Below are 25,505 nucleotides of genomic sequence, written 5' to 3'. Positions count from 1 at the left end.
CTCAGGCCTGCATCAGGGCGAGGTGGTGGCGGTACCAGTCGCTCTGCCAGCGCTGTTGCGGATCGAACTCGCGCTTGGCCCGCAGGAACTCGCGCAGGCGCGGATGCGCGGCTTCCAGTTGCGCACGCGTGGCCCAGCGGTGGTAGGTGAGATAGAAGCTGCCGCCGAACCACAGCGCGTCGTCGATCAGCGCGCGGAACGCGCGCGCGCCGTCGTCGATGCCCTCGGCGTCGTGGCGCAAGTGCAGATTGAAGATCACGCAGGCCCAGTCCTCGCGCGCCCAGGCCAGGACGCTGGTGGGATCGCGCTCGATCAAGCGCACGGTGCCGTAGATCGGCTGGGCGCGATGGCGGCGCAGGCTGTGCGCGGCGCGCGCCATGAAGCCGGCCAGCGCGGCGCGCGGGACGTACAGTTCGCTGATCATTTCCGAGCCGCAATGGCCGAGCGAGCGGTCCACCGCGGCGTGGTAGCCGTCGAGGTACACGCCGGTCTGTTGCGCGTCGCTGGCGTAGTGCTGGCCGTGCGTGGCCAGATAGAAATCGGCGTACTCGTCGAACGCGCGCGTGGGCTGGTGGTGCGCCAGCAACAGCAGGCGGGCGAAATCGTCGGCCTGCAGGTGGCGCGGCGCCGAAGCGACGGCGTCGGGCGCGGGCCGATAGCACGACAGCACCCCCAGGTCGAGGAAGTCGTCGCTGGCGGGATCGATCGCGAACTGGAAATCGCCGTAGGTGCAGCCGTCGGCGACGGCGCGGGCGAACGCGGACGACAACTCGCCGACGCGCGCCAGCGCGACCTCGCGGCGCAACACCTGGCGCGGCGTCAGCCGCAAGGTCAGCGCCACCACGATCCCGAACAGGCCATAGCCGCCGGCGACCAGCGCGAACAGTTCCGGCCGCTGTTGGCGGCTGGCGTGGATCAGCTCGCCTTGCGCGTCGATCAGGGTCAGGTCTTCGACGTCCTCGACGAACGGCGCGTAGCTCAGGCCGCGGCCGTGGATGTTGCTGGCCAGCGCGCCGCCGAGGCTGAACTCGTCGGCGCCGGTCTGTTTCTGGCGGATGGTCCAGCCGCCGCGGTTGTCCGGGCTCGACGCCAGCCATGCCAGCAGCGCCGGCCAGCGGATGCCGGCCTGCACCGTCAGCAGGCCGCGCGCGTCGTCGAAGCCGAGCACACCGCACAGCGCCGAGGTGTCGAGCACCCGGCCGCCGGACAGGAACTGCTGGCCGCCCATCGCATGGCGCGCGCCGGCCGCGATCAGCGGCTGTCCGGCGCGGGCGCAGGCGCGCACCGCAGCGCAGGCTGCCTCGACCGACTGCGGCCGCAGCACCTGCGCGTGGGTCGGATTGAGCCGGGCGTGGACATCGTTGAGCGTTTCCAGGTCGAGCGTTTGCGGGGATGGCGCGCAGGGCAGGGCGGCGATGGACATGGGCGGGCGGCGGCGTGGACTGGCGCGCAGCCTGCGGCCGGGTATCGGTATCCGCAATCGCGATGATTCAGGTATCGATATATGATCCCGGCTATCCCGCCACCCGAGTCCCGCGCCGCCATGGCCGAACGCGAACGACTGCTTGCCGCGCTCAAGCGCATCCTCAAGGAACGCGGTTGGCGCTACGCCGACCTCGCCGCCGCGCTCGGCCTGTCCGAACCCACGATCAAGCGCATGCTCTCCAACGGCCGCATCGGCCTGGACCGGCTCGAACAGATCTGCGAAGCGCTGGACATCGATTTCTTCGAGCTCGCGCGCAGCGCACGCGGCAACCGCGACGCGCGCCGCCACCTGAGCCTGGCGCAGGAAACCGCGCTGGCCGCCGAGCCGCGCCTGATGACGGTGTTCCACCTGCTGTGCCAAGGCTGGCAGACCGCCGCCATCGGCGCGGACTACGGCCTGCGCAAGCCCGAACTGGTCAAGTTGCTGGCGCGGCTGGACGCGCTGCGCCTGATCGAGCTGCTGCCCGGCGACCGCACCCGGCTGCGCGTCGCGCGCGATTTCTCCTGGCGCGACGACGGCCCGGTGCGCGCGCGTTATTTCCAGCTGGCCAGCCGCGAGTTCCTCAACCACGGCTTCGACGGCGGCGATGCGTTCTTCGCCCTGGAGATACGCGAGCTCAGCGAAGCCTCCGCGTCGACCTTGCGGCGCAAGCTCGACAAGCTGGTGGCCGAATTCAAGGAAGCCGCCGATCTCGACATCGGCCTGCCGCCGGAGCGCCGGCGCAGCGTCGGCATGCTCGCAGCGAGCCGGCCGTGGGTGTTTTCGCTGGTCGAGAGCCTGCGCGAGGCGGAGCCGGCGGCGGACAAGCCGCGACGGCGTTGAGGCGGCGCGCGCACGCCGCGCTGGCGCTCACGCCGCCGCGAAGTGCGCCAGGAACATGTCGGTCGCGGTCTGCGCGACCCGGTCGCGCTGTTCCTCGGTCAACAGCGGCTGGCCCATGGTGATTTGCGGCCAGAACGCGAAGCCCTTGATCATGCCGAACATGAAGGTCGAGGCGAAGCCCGGATCGTCGGTGTTCAGGCGTCCGTCGGCGGCGGCGGCGCGGATCCACACGACCAATCCTTCTTCTTTGTCGCCGATGCGGCCGAACATCTGCTGGGCGCGCTCGGGCGAGGGGATCACCGAGGCGATGCCGGCGCGGGCGAGGTCGATGAAGGATTCGTCCTGCAGCAGTTCCATCTTCTGCCGCACCAGTTCCAGCAGTTGCGCGCGCAGCGGGCGGTCGGCGCGGTACGCCAGTTCCGGCGAGGCCAGGGTGCGTTCCATCAACTGCCGCAGGATGTGCGCGAACAGCACTTCCTTGCTCGGGAAGTGGTTGTAGACGGTGCGCTTGGAGACCCCGGCGCTGGCGGCGACGCGGTCCATGCTGGTGGCTTCGTAGCCGGCCTGGCGGAACTCGGCGATGGCGGCGTCGAGGATGGCGGCGCGCTTGCGGTCGGTCAGGCGGGCAGGGGCGGGCGTAGGCATGACGGCAAGGTTACACCCATGGGTTTACTTTTTCAAAAAGTACACTACACTGGGCAGTGTAAGTATTCAGGCGGGCCCTGGCGCCCGTCTCGCAACGCTTGCAGCCCCGCCTTTGCCGCCCCCGCCTGCCCATCGGAGCCACGACCGTGAGCATCTGCCTGCCTTTCGCCGCCAAGCCCCGCCTGTCCTCGGCCGATCATGCCAGTCATGCCAATCGTGCCGCTTCGCCGCAGTTCGCCGACGGGCGTTTCCATAATGTCGTCCCGCGCCCGCCCACCGGCGTGCGCAAGATGCTGCGGATCATCGCCGACGCGCTGTGGAACAAGCCCGCCGACGCGGTTCCGGCGGTGGCGCCGGCGGTGCGGCCGCTGACCGCGCGGCAGCTGGCGCGCGCGCCCGACCGCAGCCTGTACCGGCTCGGCCACTCGACCGTGCTGGTCAAGCTGCGCGGCGGCTGGTGGATCACCGACCCGGTGTTCGCGCAGCGCGCCTCGCCGTTGCAGTGGATCGGGCCCAAGCGCTTCCACGCGCCGCCGATCGCGCTGGCGGACCTGCCGCCGCTGCGCGGGGTGATCCTGTCGCACGATCATTTCGATCATCTCGACCGCGCCACCGTGCTGCGGCTGGCCAAGACCGCGGGCGTGTTCCTGACCCCGCTGGGCGTCGGCGACCGCCTGATCGGCTGGGGCGTGGATCCGGCCAAGGTGCGCCAGTTCGACTGGTGGCAGGGCACCTGCATCGACGGCGTGCGTTTCGTCGCCACGCCGGCGCAGCATTTTTCCGGGCGCGGCCTGCTCGACGGCGACAAGACGCTGTGGGCGTCGTGGACGATCCTCGACGAAGCCGGCGACGGCGACACTCTGCGGCTGTTCTTCAGCGGCGACACCGGCTACTTCGCCGGCTTCGCCGAGATCGGCCGCCGCTTCGGGCCGTTCGACGTGACCTTGCTGGAAACCGGCGCCTACGACGCCAACTGGCCGCACGTGCACATGCAGCCGGAACAGACGGTGCAGGCGCACCTGGACCTGCGCGGCCGCTGGCTGCTGCCGATCCACAACGGCACTTTCGACCTCGCCCTGCATCCGTGGACCGAGCCGTTCGAGCGGGTGTCGGCGCTGGCCGCGCAGCGCGGCGTGGCGCTGAGCACGCCGCGCATGGGCGAACGCGTGGACCTGCGGGCGCCGGCGGCGACCGCGCCGTGGTGGCGCGAGGCCGATGCCGCCGAACCCTTTTCCACCGACCTGACCGAACAGGAGTCCGCGCCATGAGATTGCAATTGCACCAAACCCTGGACGCGGACGCGATGCGCGGGATCACCGCGGCGGTGCTGCGCGCCGACATCGGCAGCCGGATCAATTTCGAACGCGACCTGGAGCGCGGCGCGCCGATCGTGCGGGTCGAGAACTGGCTGACCGTGGCCGAAACGGTCGAAGCCATCGCGCGCAGCGGCTATTCGGTCGCGGCGATCGTCGATGCGTCGAACGATGCGCCCGGAGGCCACGCGTCGCGTTGAAGCGACAGCGCGGCGGAGACGACGGCGGCGTGCGCCGCCGCGCTCAGCCGCGCTCGGCGGCGAGGCTGCGTTCCCAGGCCAGCGCGCTGGCGACGATCAGGTCGATGTCGTCGCAGCGCGGCGACCAGCCCAGCACCTGCCGGATCCGCGCCGCGTCGGCGATCAGCGACGGCGCGTCGCCGATCCGGCGCGGATGCTCGACCACCGGGATCGGCGCGCCGTGGGCGCGCTCGACCGCGCGCAACACCTCGCGCACCGACGCGCCGCGGCCGTAGCCGCAGTTGAGCACGATCGATTCGCCGCCGCCGCGCAGGTAGTCCAGCGCGTCGGCGTGCGCGCGCGCCAGGTCGTCGACATGGATGTAGTCGCGCACGCCGGTGCCGTCCGGGGTGGCGAAATCGGTGCCGTACACCGCGATGCAGTCGCGTTGCCCGGTCGCCACCTCGCAGGCGGCCTTGATCAGCAAGGTGGCGTTGCGGGTGCGGTGGCCGGTGCGGCCGCGGGTGTCGCTGCCGGCGACGTTGAAGTAGCGCAGCACCGCGTAGCGCAGTCCGCTGGCCGCGGACAGGTCGCGCAGCATCCACTCGCTCATCAGCTTGGACGCGCCGTAGGGATTGATCGGCGCGGTCGGCGTGTCTTCGCTGGCGACGCCCGAGGCGGGCATGCCGTAGACCGCGGCCGACGAGGAGAACACGAACCGGCTGACCCCGGCCTGGGCGCAGCACGCCAGCAGGTTGTGGGTGGCGCAGGTGTTGCCGGCGTAATAGCGCAGCGGGTCGCGCACCGATTCCGGGGCGATGGTGCGCCCGGCCAGATGCACGACGGTGTCGATGTCGTGCTCGCGCAGCACCCGCGCGACCGTGTCGCGGTCGCCGACGTCGCCGATCACCAACTCCGCGCCGATCACCGAGCGCGCGTGGCCGGTGCTCAGGTCGTCGAGCACGACGACGCGTTCGCCGCGCTCGGCCAGGTGCAGGGCGACGTGGCTGCCGACGTAGCCGGCGCCTCCGGTGATCAGTATCGGCCTGTTCGCGTTCAAGCAACTCGCCCCGGGTTGGGCGCCCGGCGGCTCCGGCCGGGCGGATCGTGCCGCGCGCCGGCGACGGCCGCGACGGAGAACTGCGCTGGGTGCGCGCTGCGCGCTAGGACGGCGCCGCCTCCGGCAACGGCTTCCTCAGCACGCCGAGCTTGTTGTACATGATCCTCGGCGTGATCTTGCGCGTACGCACGAACTCGATGTAGGCCTGGTACGCGCCGTCCCAGTGGTTGCTGGCGGGATTGCAGTCGTCGACCACCAGCACCCCGCCGGGGAGCAGCATCTCGTAAAGCTCCGGCAGCGCCTTGCGGGTGGGCCGGTACAGGTCGACGTCGAGCAGCACGAACGACAGCGGGCCGAGCGACGGCAGGTCGAACGCGTTGATGTCCGCCTCGATCGCCCGCACCCGCTGGATCCGGTTGATGCGCAAGGTCCGCTCGAACCATTCCTTGCGGTTTTCCTTGAAGTCCTGGTACGCGATGCCCTGCTTGCCGCGGTTGTCGGCCTCGAAGCGCACGTCGGATTCGGTGAAGCCGCTGAAGGTGTCGATGGCGTAGTAGGGACGATCCTGGCCGACCAGATCGTCGATGTAGTTGTTGAGGAATACCGTGGTGTGTCCGTACTCGCAGCCGATCTCGACGATGGCGCCGTCCAGGTTGCGGGTGTCGGACAGGCACTTGCACATGAAACACAGCTGGTGCGCGCTGAACTGGAAGCGATGCTCGGGAAACACGCGCTGCCTGGCGAGTTCGCTGGTGGGGCCGGGCATCGCGTCGGGCGCGTCGTCCGCGCCGGTGTCGGCGGTGGGGGCTGAGCGGCTCATCCATATCCTCCGTTCGGGCGCGGGCTCAGCCGCGCGCGGAATGCCAATGCGGGTCGGCCACGCGCCAGGCGCCGCCGCGGCGGCGCCAGTTCGAGACCTTGCGCGCGGCGCCGTCGGCGCCGCGGTGCAGCGCCTTGATCGAGGGCTGGTCGGCGAACAGGCTGTCCTTGGCGTGGTTCAACAGCCTGCGTTCCAGGCCGGGCAGGGTCACGAAGTCGATCAACCACAGCGCGTCGCCGTCGGTCCATTCGGAGGGATGCAGCGGCGTGTCGGGCTGCTCGATCCAGCGGCGCTCGGCCTGCGGATTCAGCCATGCCCAGGTCAGGTAGCCCACCGGCATGCTTTGCGCGGTGTAGAAGACCCGGATCTGCCGGGCCATCGCCGCCGGCGCGATCCGGCTGGGCAGGGCGTGCACCGGCCGGTCGCGATGGCGCTCGTGCCGCGCCATCACGAACGCGACCGCGCCGATTTCCTTGAGGAAGTCGGCGGAGAGCGAACGGGGTTCTTCGATAATCGCGATCACCAGCGGTCTTCCTCCATCTGTCCAGCGGCGCGGGGCCGCGAAGGTTCGCGGTCGCGGGTTGCGGCTGCGGCGCCGGCCGCATCGCGGCCGGGCCTGTGTGGGGACTGCATGAGTACGACGACAAGGTTCCGCCCGCGAGAGTAATTCAGTCCTCGCCGCAGTGCGAGCGCGATGCGGCGCGAACGCGCGCGATCGCCGTCGAGATCGCCGTCGCGAGCGTCGCCGCGGCCTGCCGCAATGCGGCTTGACCGGACATGCGGCCGTGCTAGAGTCGCGACGCGCTGGGGGAGCGCACAGCGGCGCGCATGCGACGGGCGCAGGCCGCGACCGCACAGGCGCGTCGTCCGTTCGCTGTCGCGATGGGTTGGCTTTCATGGGAGGAAGGCGGGCATGTCGCCGGCGCCGTTGACGTTCGATCGCTATATGCGGGAGCACTACGACGCCGTTCCGGGCATGTCGTCGGCGTTCGCCGCGCACGTGTGCGCGGCGACGATGCGGCTGCAGCGCGAACGCGGCTGGGGCGGCGACGCGGCCGAGATCGGCGCGTTCGAAGGACGTTTCCTGATCGCGCTGGCGCTGGCCCTGCAACCGGGCGAGCGGGCCCTGGCGATCGATCTGTACGACTGGCCCGACATCCACGTCGGCCTGCGCCTGCGCGAGCGCCTGGCCGGCCTGGGCCTGGCCGAGCGGGTCGACATCATCTGCGCCGACAGCCGCCGGCTCGCGCCGCAGCGCCTGGGCGGCGGCGAGAGCGGACGCGCGATCCGCTTCTTCCATATCGACGGCGACCACCAGCCGCAGTCGCTGGCGCGCGACATGGCGCTGGCGTTCGCGTGCATGGCGCCATGGGGCGTGATCTGCCTGGACGACATGCTCAGCCCGGCCTATCCCGAGCTCGGCATCGCGGTCGCCCAGGCGCTGCAGGCGAATCCGCAATGGGCGGTGTTCTGCGTCGTCGACCGCGAGGACATCGCCGCCGCGGCCAAGTTCCTGCTGTGCCGGCAGGAATATGCGCAAGCCTACGGCGAGGCGCTCGCGCGCGAGTTCGCCGACCGGGTCTGGGGCATGCAGGCGCAGTTCGCGCGGCATCGCGCGCTGGTGCTGGCGCCGCGCCCGCGGCTGACGCGCTTCAATCCCGGCGGGAGCGTCGATCCGGTTCAATGAATCGGCGTCGGCGCCGCTGCCGGTGCCTCTGCATACGCGAGCGCATGCTGTCGGGCGGCGGGCGTTCGCAACGCTGCGCCGCGCGTCGAACACCGTCCGGCCGTCGGCTCAAACCCGCCGGTCGGCGCATCGTTTCGGCGCGAAACCTTCTCGAACGACGATGAACAGGCTTGCGCGTAGGCAGCGCTGCGAACGCGCTTCGTCGTGGTCGCGCGCATCGCGCTTCGCGCGCCTTGACGACGGCTGGCAATCGTACGAGGATGCCAAACGCTGTAGCGAAGTGTGTCGTTACGCAACGCATTTAGACGCATTAGACGCATAGTCAGTCGCATAGTCGGATCTCGGCACGGAGCACTGGATGTCTGCGCAGGCGATGTTCGAACGTCGGATCATTTCATCGCACGCGCAGCCGCACCGCGGTTTCGCCAGCGCCGGGTCGCGGCGCGCAGGGCGCACCTGTCAGAACTGCCAGGAACCGCCGCAGCCTCGCCGCATCGGCGGGCACACTGAGCCGAGGCTCGTCCGCGTCGCCTCGCCTGTGTCGTCGTTCGAACCGGCCGCGAATCGCGCTGTTTCCGCTCGCGCGCAGGCCGCTTGCGCGCAGGCCGCTAGCGCGACGCAAGCGCGCGCGGATGCGCCGATGCCGTCGCGCGCGGCGTCGCCGCTGCAGGCAAGCAACTCCGTTCGGCGTCACAGTTTCGGATTCCTGCGCACTCCTGCGTGCGTCGTTGCAAGTCTTCCTGCCTCAGCCCTCGACCCGAGTTGATCGCCGCATGCGGACCGCCGGGCGCCTCGCGTCCGACGGGTCTGCGTCAGCGACGTCCGGCGCCGCGCCGGACCGGCCGAGATCGATCATCTGTCGTACCGGGAGTTTCGAAGGATGCGGAACCAGCGCTCTTACATCATCTGCACCACCATGCGCAGCGGCAGCACCATGCTCGCCAGCGGCTTGCGCGAGACCGGTGTGGCGGGGCGCCCCGACGAATACTTCGCGCCGCCGGTGCGGCTGCCGCAGGCGCAGGTGTTCGACATGGACCCGGCGCGCTATCGCGAACTGTTGCAGGAACAGCGCCTCGCCAACCCGGCCGAACGCGTGCTGCGCGAGATCGTGGACGCCGGCACCAGCGACAACGGCGTGTTCGGGGTCAAGATCCACTTCCAGCGTCCGTTCTCCGACTTCCACAACGCGGTGGAAGTGCTGCAGGAATATTTCGGCGACAAGACCGCTTCGCCGCATGAATTGTTCAGCCGCGCATTCCCACGGTTGTCCTATATCTGGCTGCGCCGCAGCGACCGGGTCGCGCAGGCGGTGTCGCTGTTCAAGGCGATCAAGAGCAGCGAGTTCGTGCGCGTGGCCGGCAGCACCGATGCGGTGATCCCGGTCGGCGCCGAGGAATTCGACTTCGCCCGGATCCGCCGCCTGGCCGACTGGCTGCAGAGCGGCGACGACGGCTGGCGCGCGTTCTTCAAGCGCCACCGGATCGAGCCGATGGTGGTCGACTACGAAGACCTCGCCGCGCATTACGAACCGACCCTGCGCTCGGTGCTGGACTACCTGGGCCTGTCCGAGCAGTGCCCGTCGATCCAGGGCACCCGCCACCGCCGCCAGGCGGACGAGATTTCCGAACAGTGGGCGGCGCGCTATCGCGAGATGCATGCGTGAGCGAAGACGCGCGCGTTCCGCCTTCCGCCAGCGATGCGCCCGCGCCCGGCCCGTTCGATGAGGCCGGCGCCGCGCCGTCGCTGGCCGACCGCTTCGACGCCCAGGCCGCGCGCACGCCCGACGCGGTCGCGCTGGTGTGCGAAGACGCGCGCGTCACCTATGCCGAACTGCAGGCGCGCGCGACCGAACTGGCGCGCTGGCTACGGCAGGCCGGGATCGGCCCGGGCTGCATCGTCGGCCTGTGCCTGGAGCGCTCGCCGCTGCTGGTGGTGGCCACGCTCGCGGTATTGCGCGCCGGCGCGGCCTACCTGCCGATCGATCCGCGCACGCCGCAGGCGCGCATCGACTTCATGCTCGACGACTGCGGCGCGCGCCTGCTGCTGACCCAGGCCGAGCTGTGCGCGCACGTGCAGACGCCCACGCGCGACGTGCTGCGCCTGGACCTCGACGGGGAGCGGGTGCGGCGCGAAGCCGCGGCCGCGCCGTCGCACGCGTTCGAGGCCGGTGCGCTGGCCTATGTGATCTACACCTCCGGCTCGACCGGCCAGCCCAAGGGCGTGCTGGTGCCGCAGGTCAACGTGACCGCGCTGTTCGACGCGGCGCAGGCGCGCTTCGGCTTCCACGGCCAGGACGTGTGGTGCCTGTTCCATTCCTACGCCTTCGATTTCTCGGTCTGGGAACTGTGGGGCGCGTTGCTGCACGGCGGCCGGCTGGTGCTGGTGCCGGCCCAGGTCGCGCGCGATTCGCAGGCCTTCTACCGACTGGTCAGCCGCGAGGGCGTCACCGTCCTCAACCAGACGCCGTCGGCGTTCGCCCAGTTCGCCGCCGCCGATCAGGCCGCGGCCCTGCCGCTGCGGCTGCGCTGGGTGATCTTCGGTGGCGAGGCGCTGCGCTTCGGCGAGCTGCGCGGCTGGTTCGAGCGCCACGGCGACGCGCGGCCGCAGCTCGTCAACATGTACGGCATCACCGAGACCACCGTGCACGTCACCGAGCGCGGCGTCGCCGCGGCCGAGGCGCTGCAGGCACCGGCGAGCCTGATTGGCGCGGCGCTGCCGCATCTGCGCGTGCATGTCCTCGACGACGCGCTGCGGCCGGTCGCCGACGGCGAAGCCGGCGAGTTGTGCGTGTCCGGCGCCGGCCTGGCCTGGGGCTATCTCAACCGCGCCGGACTGACCGCCTCGCGCTTCGTCGCCAGCCCGTTCGCGCACGGCGAGCGGCTGTACCGCAGCGGCGACTTGGCGCGGCGCACCGCCGCGGGCGACATCGAATACCTCGGCCGCATCGACCATCAGGTCAAGCTGCGCGGCTTCCGCATCGAGCTGGGCGAGATTGAGGCCGCGCTGTTGCGCCATCCCGGCGTGCGCCAGGCGGTGGTCGCCCTGCGCGAGGCCGACGGGCAGCCGAGTCTGGTCGCCTACGTGGTGCCGGAGCCGGCGCACGCGAGCGAACGCGACGCGCGCGCCGACGAAAGCGTCGGCCAATGGCAGGCGCTGTACCAGGACACGTACCGGCCCGAACAGGACGATTGCAGCCCGAGCTTCGTCGGCTGGCACAGCAGCTACACCGGCGCGCCGATTCCCGAAGCGCAGATGCGCCAATGGCTGGACGCGACCGCGCAGCGGGTGCTCGCGGGCCGGCCGCAGCGGTTGCTGGAGATCGGCTGCGGCGTGGGCCTGGTGCTGCAACAGCTGGCGCCGCATTGCCGGCGCTACGTCGCCACCGACCTGTCGCCGACCGCGATCGCGCGGTTGCAGCGCTGGGTCGGCGCGGACGCCGGCCTGCAGCACGTGCGGCTGGCCGCGCAGCCGGCCGACGATTTCGCCGGCCTGGCCGAAGACTTCGACACCGTCGTGATCAATTCGGTGGTGCAGTATTTTCCCGGCGCGGACTACCTGCTCGACGTGCTGCGCCGGGCCAGCGAACGGGTCGTGCCGGGCGGCCGCATCTTCGTCGGCGACGTGCGCGACTACGACCTGCTCGAAGCCTTCCACGCCTCGGTGCAGTTCGCCAAGGCGGGCGAGGCGACCGGCGCGCAGCGGATGCGCGCGGCGATCGAACGCGGCATGCGCCAGGAGAAGGAACTGCTGCTGTCGCCGGCGTTCTTCCGCGCGCTGCCGCAGTGGCTGCCGGCGATCGGCGGCGTGGAGATCCTGCTCAAGCGCGGCGATGCGCGCAACGAGTTGAATCAGTATCGCTACGACGTGTGGCTGCACGTCGGGCCGCGCGCGCCGCAACCGGCGGCGACGCCGTGGCAGGCCAGCGGCGAGGACGCGCTGGCCGAGCTGGAAGCGCACCTGCGCGCGCAGCGGCCGGCGCGGCTGAGCCTGGAACTGCCCAATGCGCGCCTGCAGCCGGACTTGCAGCGGCTGGCGCTGTTGCGCGAGGCCGATCCGGCGCTGACCTGGAGCGAGCTGTGCGCGCGTGCGCCGGCAGCCGCCGACGGCATCGAGCCCGAAGCGTTGTGGCAGTTGGGCGAGCGCCTGGGCTACCGGGTCGACGTTGCCGGTTCGCAGCTTCGCGCGGACCACCTTCGAGCCACCTTCGTCGATGAAAACGCGGCAGCGGCAGGGCAGGGCGAATCCGCACAGGCCGAGGCGCCCGCACCGACGCAGGCCGCCACCGATCCGCGCCGCTACGCCAACGACCCGCTCGCCGCCGCGACCCAGCACGCCTTCGTGCGCAGCCTGCGTGAGCACCTGCGCGCGATCCTGCCCGAACATATGCTGCCGGCGGCGACGCTGGCGCTGCCGGCGCTGCCGCTCACGGTCAACGGTAAGGTCGATCAGGCGCGGCTGCCGGCGCCGGAGGAACGGCCCGACGTCGCCGACTACGCCGAGCCGCACACCGACCTGCAGCGGCGCCTCGCCGGCATCTTCGCCGAAGTGCTGCGGCTGGACCGGGTCGGCCTGCACGACAGCTTCTTCGAACTCGGCGGCCATTCGCTGTTGGCGATGCGGGTGGTCGCGCAGTTGCGCGCGCAGCTCGGCGTCGAGCTGGCGCTGCGCGCCTTGTTCGAGCATCCGACCGTCGCCGGGCTCGAGCGCGAGGTCGCCGCCGCGGCCGGCAACGCGCCCGCGGCGCCGCCGATGCGCGCGCGCGCGCAAAGCGGGCCGGCCGAGTTGTCGTTCGCGCAGGAACGGCTGTGGTTCCTCGAACAGCTCGGCACGGTCGGCGCGGCCTACCACGTGCCGCTGGCGTTCCGCATCCGCGGCCCGCTGGCGGCGCCGGCGCTCGACGCGGCGCTGGCGCAGTTGCTGCAGCGGCACGAGATGCTGCGCACGCGTTTCGCGATCGACGGCGAGCAGCCGCGCCAGATCGTCGATCCGGCACCGCACGCGGTGCTGGAACTCGAGGACTTCAGCACGTTCGATCCGGCCCAGGCGCAAGCCCGCGCGGACGCGCTGCTGCAAGCCCAGGCGCACCACCGCACCGACCTGGAACGCGGCCCGCTGTTCCGCGCCCGGCTGGCGCGGCTGAGCGCGGACGAACACGTCCTGGTCCTGGCCGCGCACCACATCGCCGCCGACGGCTGGTCGCACACGGTGATGCTGGACGAACTCGGCGCGCTGTACGCCGCGCACGCGGGCGCCGCCGCCGATTCCCTGCCGCCGGCGCGGTTGCAGTACGCCGACTACGCCGCGTGGCAGCGGCAGTGGCTGCAGGAAGGGCCGCTGCTGGCGCAGCAATTGCCGTACTGGACCGCGCAGCTCGCCGGCGCGCCGGAACTGGTGGCGCTGCCGACCGACCGGCCGCGGCCGGACGTCGCCAGCTTCCGCGGCGGCATCCACCGTTTCGAACTGCCGGCCGCGCTCGCGCGGCGGCTGCCGGCGTTCGCGCGCGAGCGCGGCGCCACCGCGTTCATGGTGCTGCTGGCCGGATTCCAGGCCTTGCTGGCGCGCTGGGGCGGCGGCGACGACATCGTGATCGGCACGCCCACCGCCGGCCGCACCCACCGCGACACCGAGCCGCTGGTCGGGCTGTTCATCAACACCCTGGCCCTGCGCGCCCGCGTCGACGTCCAGGCCGGTTTCGATGCATTGCTGGCGCAGGCCAAGGACACCGCGCTGGCGGCGTTCGCCCATCAGGACGTGCCGTTCGAGCGCGTGGTCGCCGAACTCAAGCCGCACCGCGACCTGTCGCGGCAGCCGCTGGTGCAGGTCATTTTCGCCCTGCAGAACACCGCGCCGGCGCAGCTGCGGCTGCACGGCGCGGGGGTCGAACGCATCGACTGTCCCAGCAGCACGTCCAAGTACGACCTGACCTTGAACGTGATCGAGTCGGGCGAGCGCCTCGACGCCGAGATCGAATACGCCAGCGATCTGTTCGACCCGGCCACGATCGAGCGCCTGGCGCAGATGTACGCCACGCTGCTGGACGCGGCGATGGCCGAGCCGGCGCGGCCGCTGGCGCGGCTGCGCCTGGGCGTCGCCGCGGCATCGGCCGCGCCTGCGCAGCCGGCTTCCACGACCGTCTGCGATCTGTTCGCGGCCCAGGCCGCGCGCACGCCGCAGGCGCCGGCGCTGGAATCGCCTGCTGCGCGGCTGAGTTACGCCGAGCTGGCGCGACGCTCGGATCGGATGGCGCGGCAGCTGCGCGGTCGCGGCATCGGCGCGGGCGATCTGGTCGCGGTGGCCAGCGACGGCGACGTCGCCACCTTCATCGCCTTGCTCGCCACGCTCAAGGCCGGCGCGGCGTATCTGCCGATCGATCCGCAAGCCCCCGCGCAGCGTTTGAACCACTTGCTCGAAGACGCGCGCCCGCGCCTGATCCTGGGCGATGCCGGCGCGCTCGACGGCTTGCCGCCGTCGCCCGCGCAGCGCCTGTCGTTCCAGCAAGGCGAGAGCGACGCCGACGAAGGGACGCCGTTGCCGGCGCCGGCCGCGGACGACCTGGCCTATGCGATCTATACCTCCGGTTCGACCGGAACGCCGAAGGGCGTGCTGGTCGAGCACCGCGGCCTGCGCGACCTGGCCCTGGCGCAGATCCAGCGCTTCGTCATCGCGCCGCACAGCCGGGTGCTGCAGTTCGCCTCGCTCGGCTTCGACGCTTCGGTCTCGGAAGTCTTCACCGCCTGGTGCAGCGGCGCCTGCCTGTGCCTGCCCGGCGGCGGACGCCTGCTCGCCGGCGACGAACTGGCCGCGACCCTGCGCGAACGCGCGATCACCCATGTGACCTTGCCGCCGAGCGTGGTGCCCGGCCTGGTCGAGGCCGGCGGCGCGGCGACGCTGCAGACCCTGGTGGTGGCCGGCGAAGCCTGTCCCGCCGCGATCGTGCGCAGCTGGCCGGAGCCGGTGCGCTTCATCAACGCCTACGGCCCGACCGAGGCCACGGTCTGCGCCACCACCCACGATTGCGACCGCGCCGATCCGCGCGATCCACCGGTCGGCCGGGCGTTGGCGCACGCGCCGGTGTACGTGCTCGACGATGCGCTGCAACCGGTGCCGGCCGGCGTGGTCGGCGAAATCTTCATCGGCGGCAGCGGCGTGGCGCGCGGTTATCGCGGACGCGCCGCGCTGACCGCCGAACGTTTTCTCGCCGATCCCTTCGCCGGCGCCGGCGCGCGCATGTACCGCACCGGCGACCGCGGCCGCCTGCGCGCCGATGGCGCGCTCGAATTCCTCGGCCGCCTCGACCGCCAGATCAAGGTCCGCGGCTATCGGATCGAGCCGGGCGAAATCGAAGCGGCCTTGCTGCGCGACGAGCGCATCGCCCAGGCCCATGTGCTGGCCCAGGGCGAACTCGACGGCCGCAGCTTGGCGGCGTATGCGGTGGCCGCGCCGGGACGCACGCTCGACGCCGACGACGCGCTGGCGGCGCTGCGCGCGCGGTTGCCGGCGCACCTGGTGCCGTCGACGCTGGTGGTATTGGAGCGCTTCCCGCTGACCGCGCACGGCAAGATCGATCCGGCCGCGTTGCCGCGGGCCGGCGCCGCCGCGACCGACGGCCGAGTCCACCTCGCTCCGCGCACCGAGACCGAACGATTGCTGGCCGCGATCTGGCGCGAAGTGCTCGGCTGCCGCGCGCCCGGCGTGCACGACCGTTTCTTCGACCTCGGCGGCCATTCGCTGCTGGCCACGCGCGCGGTCGGCCGCATCCGCCGCGCCGCCGGCGTCGAACTGAGCCTGCGCGAATTCTTCGCCGCCGCCACCCTGGAAGATCTGGCGCGCCGCGTCGACGCCGCGCGCGGGCGCGCCGCGCCGGCGGCGGCGCCGCTGCTGCCGGTGCCGCGCGCGCCGCGCCTGCCGCTGTCGCCGGCGCAGCGCAGCCTGTGGACGGCGGACCGGCTCGGCGCGGCCGGCGCCGCCTACAACATGCCGCTGGCGTTGCGCGCGAGCGCGCGCATCGACGTCGAGGCGTTGCGGCGCGCGCTGGACGAACTCGAACGCCGCCACGAAAGCCTGCGCACCGCCTTCCTCAGCGACGCCGACGGCCCGTACGCCGCGATCCAGCCGGCCCAGGCCGTGGCCCTGGAACTGCACGATCTGAGCGCGCTGGCGCCGGCCGACCGCGACGCGCAGGCCGCGCGCCTGCGCGAGCGCGACATGCGCCGCCGCTTCGATCTCGGCGCCGGCCGGCTGCTGCGCGCGAGCCTGCTGCGGCTGGGCGACGACGATCATCGCTTGACCCTGACCACCCACCACATCGCCGCCGACGGCTGGTCGGTGGCGCTGCTGGCCGATGAACTGCGCGCGCTGTACGCGGCCTTCGCCGCCGGCGGCGCCTCGCCGCTGGACGAACCGCCGCTGCAGCACGCGGACTACGACGCCTGGCAGCGCGCGCGCGTGGACGAAAGCGCGTTGGACCGGCTGGCGCAACGCGCTGGCGAACGCCTGCTCGGCGCGCCGACGGTGCTGTCGTTGCCGAGCGACCGCGCGCGTCCGCCGGCGCAGTCCTACCGCGGTGCGCTGCATCGCTTCGTGCTGCCCGATGCGCTGCATCACCGGTTGCTGGAGCTCGGCGCGCAACGCGGCGCGACCTTGTACATGACCTTGCTGGCCGGTTTCGGCGCGTTGCTGTCCAGATTGTCGGGCGCCGGCGACCTGCTGCTTGCCTCGCCGCTGGCGACGCGCGCCGAACCGGGCCTGGAGCGCGTGGTCGGCCCGTTGCTGGACACCGCGGTGTTGCGCCTGGACCTGCGCGACGACCCGACCTTCGCCGAGTTGCTCGCGCGCGCCCGCGCCGCGACTCTCGACGCCCACGACTACCAGGACCTGCCGTTCGAGCGCCTGCTCGCGCAACTGCGTCCGGCCCGCGATCTGTCCCGCCAGCCGCTGGCCCAGACGCTGTTCTCGCTGCAGAACTATCCCGCCGCGCAGGACCGGGGCAGCGCGCTGTGGCAGCGCGAGCACAGCCCGTGGAGCCACGCCAAGTACGACCTGTCGCTGTACGTGGAAGAGACCGCGCAGGGTCTGGCCTGCGAATGCGAATACGCCACGGACCTGTTCGACGCCGCCACGATCGAGCGTTGGTGCGCGCAATGGACCAGCCTGCTCGCCGGCGCGGCCGCCGATCCGGACACCCGCGCCAGCCGCCTGCCGCTGCTCGACGCGGACGAGCGCCGGCGCCTGCTGGTGGACTGCAACGACACCGCGCGCAGCGGCTACGACCGCGTTTCGATCCCGGCGCTGGTCGCCGAACAGGCGCGGCTGCGGCCGCAGGCGGTCGCGGTCGGCTGCGGCGAGCGCACGCTGAGTTACGCCGAACTCGACCGGCGCAGCAGCGCGCTGGCGCGCCGTCTGCGCCGCGCCGGCGCGGGCCCCGGCGAACGGGTCGGGCTGTGCCTGGAGCGTTCGGTCGAGCTCAGCGTCGCCTTGCTGGCGGTGCTCAAGTCCGGTGCGGCCTACGTGCCGCTGGACCCGGCCTATCCGCAGCAGCGCCTGGATTACATGGTCGCCGACAGCGGCCTGGGCTGGGCGCTGTGCGACCGCGCCAACGCCGCGCGATTGGCCGGATCGCTCGCGCCGGAGCGGGCGCTCGCGGTCGAGGACGGCGACGAAGGCGCGGCCGATGCGTTCACCGACGAGGCGCGCGAATTCGATCGCAGCGCCGACGCGCTCGCCTATGTCATCTACACCTCCGGCAGCACCGGCCGGCCCAAGGGCTGTGCGATCGCCGACCGCGGCCTGCTCAATCTGCTGCACTCGCTGGCCGACCGCTTCGGCGTCGGTCCGGACGACACCTTGTTGGCGGTGACGCCTTACAGCTTCGACATCGCCGGCCTGGAATTGCTGATGCCGCTGCTGCGCGGCGCGCGCGTGCAGATCGCCGAGGCCGCGGAACTGCGCGATGCGCAGCGCCTGGCGCGTAGCATCCGCGAACTGCGCCCGACCCTGATGCAGGCGACGCCGGCGACCTGGCAGATGCTGTTGCGCGCCGGCTGGCGCAACGACAGCGGCATGCAGGTGCTGTGCGGCGGCGAAGCCCTGCCCGAAGCGCTGCGCGCGGCGCTGGCGCAGGGCGCGGACGCGTGGAATTTGTACGGTCCCACCGAGACCACGATCTGGTCGACGCTGGATGCGATCGCGGCGGATTCGCCGTCGGCCGGCGGCGGCTCCTGCATCGGTCGGCCGCTCGCCAACACCCGCGTCTACGTGCTGGACGCGGCGATGGCGCCGCTGCCGGTCGGTATGGAAGGCGACCTCTACATCGGCGGCGACGGCGTCGCCCGCGGTTATTGGAACCGGCCGGCGCTGACCGCGCAGAGTTTCATCGCCGATCCGTTCTCGGCCGGCGGCACGATCTACCGCACCGGAGACCGCGCCCGCTGGCGCGCCGACGGGCGTCTGGACTATCTCGGCCGCGCCGATGCGCAGGTCAAGCTGCGCGGCTTCCGCATCGAGCTCGGCGAAATCGAGGCGGCGCTGGCGCGGCATCCGGCGGTGGACCTGTGCGCCTGCGCGGTGAGCCGCGAAGGCGAAGCGCAGCTCGTCGCCGCCTGCGTGCCCGCGGCCGGCGCGGCGCTGCCGTCGCGGCGCGAGTTGCAGGACTATCTGCGCGCGAGCCTGCCGGAGCACATGATTCCGGTGGCGTTCGTCGCGGTCGCGGCGTTGCCGCTGACCGCCAACGGCAAGGTCGACCGCACCGCCGTCGCCGCCTTGCGCGCGGCCGAGCCGGCGCCGCCGTCGCAGTCGCCGTCGCAGCCGGCGGCCGGGCAGGGCGACGATCCGTTGCCGCGCCTGCTGGCGCTGTGGCGCGAAGCGCTCGGTCGCGACGACGTCGATATCGACGAAGGATTCTTCGAGCAAGGCGGGACGTCGTTGCTGGCGGTGACCCTGGCCGAGCGCATCGCCGGCGAGCTGCAGCCGGGTTTCGAGGTCACCTCGCTGTTCGAATTCGGATCGATCTCGCGCGTCGCCCGCCATCTGCGAGCGCAGGCGTCGGCCGCGAACGCGGATGAGCGGATGCCCGCGAGCGCCGCGCCGGCGCTGCAAACTCCGGTGGCCGCGCCCGCGGCCGCGAGCGAACCGGCGATCCCGGCCTACTACGACGACGCCGTCGCCATCGTCGGCATGTCCTGCGCGTTCCCCGGCGCGCGCGATCACGACGAGTTCTGGGACAACCTGCTGCAGGGCCGGGAAAGCATCGAACGCATTCCGGACGCGGAACTGCGCGAACTCGGCGTGTCCGCCGAGATGATGGCCGATCCGGCCTACGTGCCGGTGCGCTCGGACCTGGCCGGGCGCGATCTGTTCGACGCCGACTTCTTCAACGTGTCCGAGCGCGATGCGCAGTTGATGGACCCGCAGTTGCGCCTGCTGCTGATGCACGCCTGGCGCGCGATCGAGGACGCGGGCTACCGCGCCGGCGATCTCACCGACACCGCGGTGTTCGCCACCGCCAGCAACAGCGCCTATCACGCCCGCCTGCTGGCCGCGGCGCCGGCTTCGGCGCAGAGCATCGAGCAGTACGTGGGCTGGATCATGGCCCAGAACGGCACCCTGCCTGCGGTGATCTCGCACAAGCTGGGCCTGCGCGGTCCGAGCCTGTTCGTGCATTCCAATTGCTCGTCGTCGCTGACCGCGTTGGATCTGGCGCGGCGTAGGCTGCTGGAAGGCGAGTGGCGCCACGCCCTGGTCGCGGCCGCGCGCGTGGCCAGTTTCGAGGGCGCCGGCTACGTCCACCAGGACGGGATGAATTTCTCCAGCGACGGCCGCCTGCGCGCGTTCGACGCGGCCGCCGACGGCGCGGTCGGCGGCGAGGGCGTGGCGGTGCTGCTGCTCAAGCGCGCGCGCGACGCCGTCGCCGACGGCGACCATGTCTACGCGCTGCTGCGCGCCAGCGCCGCCAACAACGACGGCGGCGAAAGCGCCGGTTTCTATGCGCCCAGCGTCGCCGGGCAACGCGCGGCGATCGAGCGCGCGCTGGCCGCGGCGCGCATCGATCCGGCCTCGATCGGCTATGTCGAAGCGCACGGCACCGGCACGCCGCTGGGCGATCCGATCGAAGTCGCGGCGCTGTCGCAGGCTTACGGCCGACACACCCAGGCGCGCCAGTTCTGCGGCATCGGCTCGGTCAAGACCAACATCGGCCACCTCGACACCGCGGCCGGCATGGCCGGCTGCATCAAGGCCGCGCTGAGCCTGTCGCGCGGGACGATCCCGGCGACCCTGCATTTCCGCACGCCCAATCCCGCGCTCAAGCTCGAACAGTCGCCGTTCTTCGTGGTCGACAAGGCGCAGCCGTGGCAGGGCGCGCGACCGTACCGGGCGGCGGTCAGCTCGATGGGCGTCGGCGGCAGCAACGCGCACGCGATCCTGGAAGAGTGCGCGGCGGTCGATGGCGGCGACGCGTTCGCGCCGGGCCCGTGGCTGTTCCCGCTGTCGGCCCGCGATCCGGACACCCTGCGCGCGATGGCCCGGCGCCTGCTCGATTTCCTCGCTGGTGCGCCTTCGCTGCCGCGGCTGGCCTACACCCTGCAGACCGGGCGCGAGCCGATGCCGTACCGGCTGGCGATCCTCGCCGCCGATGCGCAGCAGTTGCAGGCCGGGCTGCGCGGCTGGCTGCGAGGCGCGAACGTCGCCGGCGTGCACAGCGGCCAGGCCGCTCGCGCGGCGGCCGGCGCGACGCGCGAGGCCGCGGCGACGGTCGATCCCGCCGACGCAGAACTGCAGGCCGCGCTGGCGCGTTGGGCCGCGCAAGGCCGCTACGAACAACTCGCGGCGCTGTGGGTCGGCGGATTCGCGTTCGACTGGCGGGCGCTGTACCCGGCCGGCGCGCCGCGCCGGATCAGCGCGCCGGCCTATCCGTTCAATCCGCGCCGGTTCTGGCTCGATCCGGCCAGCGCGCCGGTCGCCGCCGTCGCGGCGCCGGCCGCGCCGAGCGCCGCACCCGCGGACAGCGCGGCTTCGGTGCGGCTGTTCGCCGAACGCTGGGACCGCGTCGCCGAAGCGGGCGCGCGCTGGCCCCATCGCCGGCATCTGGTGTTGTGCGATTTTCCGCCGGATTCGCCGCTGCTGCGAGCCATCGACGCGCGGGCGGATGGCGACACCGCCGTGCATGTGCTGGCGCGCAGCGGCGCCGGGATCGGCCAGCGCTTCGCCGCGCATGCCACGGCCCTGATCGAGTTGTTGCGCGAAGCCGCGGCGGCCGCTCCGGCCTTGCTGCAACTGGTGGCCCCCGGCGACGACGATGGTGCGTTGTGCGCCGGGTTGGCGCCGTTGCTGCTCAGCGCCAAGCGCGAATACGACCGGCTCGAAGTGCAGACGATCCGCCTGGACGCGCACGCCGCGCCGGACGATGCAGCCACGCGCCTGCTCGATCCGTCGCCGTTCGCGGCGCGGCAGCTTCGCGACATCGACGGCGCAGCGCATGCGCGCCGCTTCGTCGCCTTGCCCGCGCTCGCCGACGCGGCCGCGCCGTGGCGCGACGGCGGCCGCTATCTGATCGTCGGCGGCGGCGGCCGGCTCGGCCTGTTGCTCGCCCGCGCTATGGCCGCCGATCTGCGCAGCGGCGTCGTCGTATTGGCGGGCCGCAGCGAGCCCACGCCGGCGCTGGCCGCCGAAGTGGCGACGCTGCAGTCGGCCGGACTGCGGGTGGAATACGTCCGCGCCGATATCGCCGATGAGCGCCAGGCGCAGGCCTTGCTGCATGGGGTTCGCGCGCGCCACGGCGGGATCGACGGGATCGTGCACGCAGCCGGCGTACTCGACGACGGCTACCTCGCGCGCAAGCGCGCGGCGCAGGCGCTGGGCGTGCTCGCGCCCAAGGTCGCGGGGCTGGACCACCTCGACCGCGCCCACGGCGCGGCGCCGCTGGAGTTCCTGATCTGCTTCGGCTCCATCGGCGGCGCGCTCGGCAGCGCCGGCCAGGGCGACTATGCCGCCGCCAACGGTTTCATGCGCGCGTTCGCCGCGTTGCGCAACGCCCGCGCCGGTCGCGGCGAGCGCCAGGGGCGGACGCTGTGCATCGATTGGCCGTACTGGCGCGACGGCGGCATGCGCTTGTCGGCGCAGGCCGAAACCGAGCTGGCCCAGGCCGGGCTGGCGCCGCTGCAGGCGCAGCAGGGTGTGTCGGCGCTGCGCCGGGCTTGGGCCAGCGGCGAGTCCTGCGTAACGGTGCTGGCCGGCGAAGATCGCGCGCTCGACGAATTGCTGGGTTCGTTCGAACGCCGCGAACCGGTCGCCGCAGCGGATCTTCAAGCGCCGGAGCGTGCCGCGGAGGAACCGATCGCTCGCGCCGATCTTTCCGCGCGCGTCCTGCAGCGCCTGATCGGCGTGTTCGCCGAGGTGTCGAAGATCGCGCCGGCGCGGATCGATCCGCAGCAAGCGCTGGAAGCGTTCAGCATCGACTCGATCATGATCGCCCAGCTCAACCAGCGTCTGGCCGGCGCGTTCCCGGGGCTGTCGAAGACCCTGTTCTACCAGTTCCGCAACCTGGCAGAGATCGGCGCCCACCTCGTCGCCGAACAGGCCCAGGCCTGCGCGCGCTGGGCCGGCGCGGACGAGGGCGGCGCGAGCGGGCAGGCGCAGGCGCCACGCGAGCGCACCGTCGCCGCGGCCGCGCCAGCGAACGTGCGCCGCGCGCCGTCGCCGTCGCCGTCGCCGTCGCGCGAGCCTATCGCCATCGTCGGACTCGCCGGTCGCTATCCCGATGCGCGCGATCTCGACCAGTTCTGGCGCAACCTGCGCGCAGGCCGCGACAGCATCGCCCCGATTCCGGCGCAGCGCTGGCCGCTGGAGGGGTTCTTCTGCGAAGACCCCGAGCGCGCCGTCGCCAGCCGCATGAGCTACAGCAAGTGGGGCGGGTTCCTCGACGGCTTCGCCGAGTTCGATCCGCTGTTCTTCGGCATCGCGCCGGCGCAGGCGTTGGACATGGACCCGCAGGAGCGTCTGTTCCTGCAGGCCTGCTGGCAGGCGCTGGAAGACAGCAACCACACCCGCGACAGCCTGGCGCGACGCTATGGCGGCCGCGTCGGCGTGTTCGCCGGCATCACCAAAACCGGTTTCGAGCTGCACGGCCGCGACCTGGCCGAGCGCGGCGATCCGGCCACGCCGTACACCAGCTTCGGCTCGGTCGCCAACCGCGTGTCTTATCTGCTCGACCTCAACGGCCCGAGCTTCCCGATCGACACCATGTGCTCGGCGTCGCTGACCGCGATCCACGAAGCCTGCGAACACCTGCTGCGCGGCGAATGCGAACTGGCCCTGGCCGGCGGGGTGAATCTCTACCTGCATCCGTCGACCTATGTCGGCCTGTGTTCGCAGCGCATGCTCTCCACCGACGGCCGTTGCCGCAGTTTCGGCGCCGACGCCACCGGCTTCGTTCCGGGCGAGGGCGTCGGCGTGGTCGTGCTGAAGCCGCTGTCGGCGGCCGAGCGCGACGGCGACCGCATCCACGGCGTGGTGCTCGCCTCGGGCATCAACCACGGCGGACGCACCCACGGCTACACCGTGCCCAATCCGCGCGCGCAGCGCGATCTGGTCCGCGACACCCTGGCGCGCGCCGGCATCGGCGCGGACGAGATCGGTTGCGTGGAGGCGCACGGCACCGGCACCGCGATGGGCGATCCGATCGAGATCGAAGGCCTGTCCCAGGCGTTTGCGGCGACCACCGCCGACACGGGGTTCTGTTCGCTGGGCTCAGTCAAATCCAACATCGGCCATCTGGAAGCGGCCGCCGGCGTGGCCGGCCTGACCAAGGTGCTGCTGCAGTTCCGCCATGGCGAGCTCGCGCCGACGCTGCACTGCGAGCGACCCAATCCGAATATCGATCTGAACGCCACGCCGTTCGTGCTGCAGCAGCGCGCCGAGCCGTGGACGCGGCGGCTGCGCGGCGACGGTTCGCAGATTGCGCGCACGGCGACGGTGTCCTCGTTCGGCGCGGGCGGCGCCAACGCCTTCGTGGTCGTGCAGGAGTATCCGCAGTCGCCCGCGGTCGTCGCGGATACCGGCGCGCCGGCGTTGCTGGTGTTGTCGGCGCGGCGCGCCGACCGCTTGGCCGAGTACGCGCGCCGCTTGGCCGATGCGCTTGAGCGCGGCGGACCGGAGCGTGCGGATCTGGTAGCCGTCGCCGCGACCCTGCAACTGGGGCGCGAAGCGATGGAGCATCGCCTGGGATTCGTCGCCACGTCGCCGGCGCAGGCCATCGCGATCTTGCGCCGCTTCGCCGAAGGCGCCGCGTCGGCCGATGCGATCCATGTTGGCGTAGCGGGTCGCAGTGGCGGTGATCCAGTTCCGGCGCACACCGTGCAGGCGTGGTTGCGCGAAGGACGCTTCGAACCGGCCCTGGCGGCCTGGGCAGCGGGCGCGGCGGTGGATTGGTCGGTGTTGTATCCGCAGCGACCATCGCTGGCAGCGCTGCCGACGTATCCGTTCGCCGAGGAACACTATTGGCCGGTCGTGGCGCCGCCGGCGCGGGTCGTGCGGCCCGCGCCCGCGCTTGCCACGCAAGCCGTTGCCGCCGCACCGGCCGCGCTTGAGCCGACCACCGCCGCGATTTCGGACGCGGGCAGCGACTGCCTGCTGGCTCCGCACTGGCAGGCCATCGCCCCGCCGGCTGGGTCCGCGCCGGCTGGCGACCTGCTTGTGATCAACGCCACGGCCGCGCAATTGCGCGGCTTGACGACGCCGCCCGCGCAGCGCGCGATCGCCGTCGACTGGAACGGCGGCGACGCGCTGGAGCGGTCGCTGGCCGGGCGAGCGATCGCCAAGGTCGTGTGGTTCGCGCCGGCTTCGCTGGCGGACGGTTGGGACTCGTTGTTGCAGGCGCCGGCGCAGGCGGTGGAGCAATGCGCGGCGTTGCTGCAGGCGCTGCATCGCATCGACGCCGGAATCGAGTTGGTCGCGGTCACGCGCTGCGGCCAATCGGTGGACGACGACGAAGCGGTCGATCCGGCCCTGGCCGCGGTCGCCGGTTTCCTGCGCTCGGCGGCGAAGGACTATCGCCACAGCGCGTTCGCCTTGGTCGACTTGGCGCGCGGAAACGGGCAGGGGTTCGACGAACCCGGCCTGGACGTACTGGCGTCGCTGCGCGCCGTGCCCGGACGGGCGACGGTGTACGCGCATCGCCACGACGGCTGGCGGCGCAGCGCGCTGGTCGCGGTCGAACGCGGCGGGCCCGCGGCGGGCGGCTTCCGCCGCGGCGGCGTCTATGTATTGGTCGGCGGCGCCGGCCACGTCGGTCGCCACGTCACCGACTATTTGTTGTCCGAGCACGCGGCGACCGTGATCTGGGTGGGACGCCGCCCCGCCAGCGAAGTGGATGCGGCCCTGGCCGGATTCGCCGCCGCGCAGCGCCCGCTGTACTACCAGGCCGACGCCGGCGATCTCGACGCGTTGCGGCAAGTGCGCGCCGCGGTGCTGGCGCGCTGCGGATGCATCGACGCGGTGCTG

Annotated in this window: 11 protein-coding genes (1 of these 11 running past the window's edge); 6 read left to right on the top strand and 5 right to left on the bottom strand. The window is 72.2% G+C overall.

Annotation, left to right across the window (positions count from 1 at the left end; all coding sequences use genetic code 11):
* Position 1: 1 nt before the first annotated feature.
* Positions 2 to 1,423 carry an FAD-binding oxidoreductase gene (locus JHW41_RS13055; protein WP_250442480.1) on the bottom strand — a complete coding sequence of 474 codons (1,422 nt, stop codon included), beginning with the start codon at positions 1,421 to 1,423 and terminating at the stop codon, positions 2 to 4.
* A 120-nt stretch (positions 1,424 to 1,543) separates the two neighbouring features.
* Here JHW41_RS13055 and JHW41_RS13050 point away from each other — a divergent pair, with 120 nt between their 5' ends.
* On the top strand, positions 1,544 to 2,308 hold the full coding sequence (locus tag JHW41_RS13050; RefSeq protein ID WP_250442478.1) for a helix-turn-helix domain-containing protein: 765 nt from the start codon (positions 1,544 to 1,546) through the stop codon (positions 2,306 to 2,308).
* Positions 2,309 to 2,335: 27 nt separating this feature from the next.
* Here JHW41_RS13050 and JHW41_RS13045 read toward each other — a convergent pair whose 3' ends face one another.
* Positions 2,336 to 2,953: a TetR/AcrR family transcriptional regulator gene (locus JHW41_RS13045; protein ID WP_250442477.1), complete on the bottom strand. Its 618-nt coding sequence runs from the start codon at positions 2,951 to 2,953 to the stop codon at positions 2,336 to 2,338.
* A gap of 182 nt (positions 2,954 to 3,135) precedes the next feature.
* On the opposite strand from JHW41_RS13045, the gene JHW41_RS13040 reads away from it, so the two are divergent.
* Together JHW41_RS13040 and JHW41_RS13035 are read left to right on the top strand one after the other, a co-directional pair.
* On the top strand, positions 3,136 to 4,221 hold the full coding sequence (locus JHW41_RS13040) for an MBL fold metallo-hydrolase (protein WP_250450984.1): 1,086 nt from the start codon (positions 3,136 to 3,138) through the stop codon (positions 4,219 to 4,221).
* Positions 4,218 to 4,466: a hypothetical protein gene (locus JHW41_RS13035; RefSeq protein WP_138884980.1), complete on the top strand. Its 249-nt coding sequence runs from the start codon at positions 4,218 to 4,220 to the stop codon at positions 4,464 to 4,466. Before JHW41_RS13040 ends, JHW41_RS13035 begins: the two co-directional genes overlap by 4 nt.
* A gap of 43 nt (positions 4,467 to 4,509) precedes the next feature.
* Here JHW41_RS13035 and galE read toward each other — a convergent pair whose 3' ends face one another.
* The 3 genes from galE to JHW41_RS13020 all read right to left on the bottom strand — a co-directional run bounded on the left by galE (position 4,510) and on the right by JHW41_RS13020 (position 6,848).
* Entirely contained in the window at positions 4,510 to 5,505 is a 996-nt protein-coding gene (galE, locus tag JHW41_RS13030; protein WP_057947575.1) for a UDP-glucose 4-epimerase GalE, read from the bottom strand.
* Between the two features lie 103 nt (positions 5,506 to 5,608).
* On the bottom strand, positions 5,609 to 6,325 hold the full coding sequence (locus tag JHW41_RS13025) for a TylF/MycF/NovP-related O-methyltransferase (RefSeq protein ID WP_250442476.1): 717 nt from the start codon (positions 6,323 to 6,325) through the stop codon (positions 5,609 to 5,611).
* A gap of 25 nt (positions 6,326 to 6,350) precedes the next feature.
* A complete protein-coding gene (locus tag JHW41_RS13020; protein ID WP_250442475.1) occupies positions 6,351 to 6,848 on the bottom strand; it encodes a toxin-activating lysine-acyltransferase in 498 nt (165 codons plus the stop codon).
* 390 nt (positions 6,849 to 7,238) lie between these two features.
* Between JHW41_RS13020 and JHW41_RS13015 the strand changes: the two genes are divergently transcribed.
* The 3 genes from JHW41_RS13015 to JHW41_RS13005 form a co-directional block, all read left to right on the top strand.
* Positions 7,239 to 8,012, top strand: coding sequence for a class I SAM-dependent methyltransferase (locus JHW41_RS13015; RefSeq protein ID WP_158229756.1), 774 nt, complete (start codon positions 7,239 to 7,241; stop codon positions 8,010 to 8,012).
* A gap of 880 nt (positions 8,013 to 8,892) precedes the next feature.
* The gene (locus JHW41_RS13010; RefSeq protein WP_057947579.1) at positions 8,893 to 9,675 is read left to right on the top strand and encodes a Stf0 family sulfotransferase; all 783 of its coding nucleotides are present in this window, start codon (positions 8,893 to 8,895) and stop codon (positions 9,673 to 9,675) included.
* Positions 9,672 to 25,505, top strand: the 5' portion of a protein-coding gene (locus JHW41_RS13005; protein ID WP_250442474.1) for a non-ribosomal peptide synthetase. The gene runs 3,123 nt beyond the window's last position; only the first 15,834 of its 18,957 coding nucleotides appear in the window; the start codon lies at positions 9,672 to 9,674; the stop codon falls past the right edge of the window. The genes JHW41_RS13010 and JHW41_RS13005 overlap by 4 nt, the downstream gene beginning before the upstream one ends.

It is taken from the genome of Lysobacter enzymogenes, from assembly GCF_023617245.1.
Classification (GTDB): Bacteria; Pseudomonadota; Gammaproteobacteria; order Xanthomonadales; family Xanthomonadaceae; genus Lysobacter; species Lysobacter yananisis.
Note: the sequence above shows the minus strand (reverse complement) of the source record. Positions and strands in the feature narration are given on the sequence as shown.

Coding starts and splice junctions, on each gene's coding strand:
- JHW41_RS13050 (WP_250442478.1), top strand. CDS start 1,544: ATGGCCGAACGCGAACGACTGCTTGCCGCGCTCAAGCGCATCCTCAAG.
- JHW41_RS13010 (WP_057947579.1), top strand. CDS start 8,893: ATGCGGAACCAGCGCTCTTACATCATCTGCACCACCATGCGCAGCGGC.
- JHW41_RS13015 (WP_158229756.1), top strand. CDS start 7,239: ATGTCGCCGGCGCCGTTGACGTTCGATCGCTATATGCGGGAGCACTAC.
- JHW41_RS13045 (WP_250442477.1), bottom strand. CDS start 2,953: ATGCCTACGCCCGCCCCTGCCCGCCTGACCGACCGCAAGCGCGCCGCC.
- JHW41_RS13035 (WP_138884980.1), top strand. CDS start 4,218: ATGAGATTGCAATTGCACCAAACCCTGGACGCGGACGCGATGCGCGGG.
- JHW41_RS13055 (WP_250442480.1), bottom strand. CDS start 1,423: ATGTCCATCGCCGCCCTGCCCTGCGCGCCATCCCCGCAAACGCTCGAC.
- JHW41_RS13025 (WP_250442476.1), bottom strand. CDS start 6,325: ATGAGCCGCTCAGCCCCCACCGCCGACACCGGCGCGGACGACGCGCCC.